This window comes from Ruegeria sp. HKCCD6119, from assembly GCF_013110585.1.
Taxonomy (GTDB): Bacteria; Pseudomonadota; Alphaproteobacteria; order Rhodobacterales; family Rhodobacteraceae; genus Ruegeria.
Genome location: NZ_WVQV01000027.1, coordinates 1 through 1,273, shown reverse-complemented (window position 1 = coordinate 1,273; position 1,273 = coordinate 1). Strand labels below are relative to the sequence as shown.

Annotated in this window: 1 protein-coding gene; it reads right to left on the bottom strand. The window is 62.8% G+C overall.

Features of this window, described 5'->3' with window-relative positions:
* A partial coding sequence (gene glyA / locus GS611_RS20995) for a serine hydroxymethyltransferase (RefSeq protein WP_253283377.1) occupies positions 1-1,273 on the bottom strand: 1,273 nt, incomplete at its 5' end.

Here is a 1,273-nt window from a genome sequence, read left to right as displayed (position 1 = left end):
TTACAGGTTCGGATAGATCGGGAATTTGGCGCAGAGGTCTGCGACCTCGGCCTTGACCTTGGCTTCGACGGCGCCGTTGCCGTCTTCGCCATTGGCGGCCAGGCCGTCGACCACTTCGATGATCCAGTCGGCGATCTGGCGGAATTCGACCTCGCCGAAGCCGCGGGTGGTGCCGGCGGGCGAACCCAGACGGATGCCCGACGTGATGGTCGGCTTTTCCGGATCAAACGGCACACCGTTCTTGTTGCAGGTGATATGCGCCCGGCCCAAGGCCTTTTCGGTGGCGTTGCCCTTGACGCCTTTGGGGCGCAGGTCGACCAGCACCACATGGGTGTCGGTGCCGTGGGTCACCGTGTCCAGACCGCCCTTGATCAGCTGATCCGACAGCGCCTGTGCGTTGGTGATCACCTGCTTGACATAGTCCTTGAACTCGGGCCGCAGCGCCTCGCCAAAGGCCACGGCTTTGGCCGCGATCACATGCATCAGCGGGCCGCCCTGAATGCCGGGGAAGATGGCCGAGTTCACTTTCTTGGCGATATCTTCATCATTGGTCAGGATCATGCCGCCGCGCGGGCCGCGCAGGGTCTTGTGCGTGGTGGTGGTGGCCACATGCGCATGCGGGAAGGGGCTTGGATGTTCGCCCGCCGCGACCAGACCGGCAAAATGCGCCATGTCCACGTGCAGATAGGCACCGACCATGTCGGCAATCTGACGCATGCGGGCAAAGTCGATCTGGCGTGGGATGGCCGAACCGCCGGCGATGATCAGCTTGGGCTGGTGCTCTTTCGCCAGCGCCTCGACCTGATCATAATCCAGCATGTTGTCCTGCTGGCGCACGCCGTATTGCACCGCGTTGAACCACTTGCCCGACTGGTTCGGGCGGGCGCCGTGGGTCAGGTGACCGCCGGCATCCAGGCTCATGCCCAGAATGGTGTCGCCGGGCTTGATCAGCGCCTGAAACACGCCCTGGTTGGCCTGAGAGCCGGAATTGGGCTGCACGTTGGCGAATTCACAGCCGAACAGCTGCTTGGCGCGGTCGATGGCCAGGTTTTCGGCGATGTCGACGAACTGGCAGCCGCCATAATAGCGGCGGCCGGGATAGCCTTCGGCGTATTTGTTGGTCATCACCGAGCCCTGCGCCTCCATCACGGCGGCAGAGACGATATTCTCGGACGCGATCAGCTCGATCTCGTCGCGCTGACGACCCAGTTCCGACGTGATCGAGCCAAAAAGCTCGGGATCACGATCAGAAAGGGACTGGGTGAAAAATCCG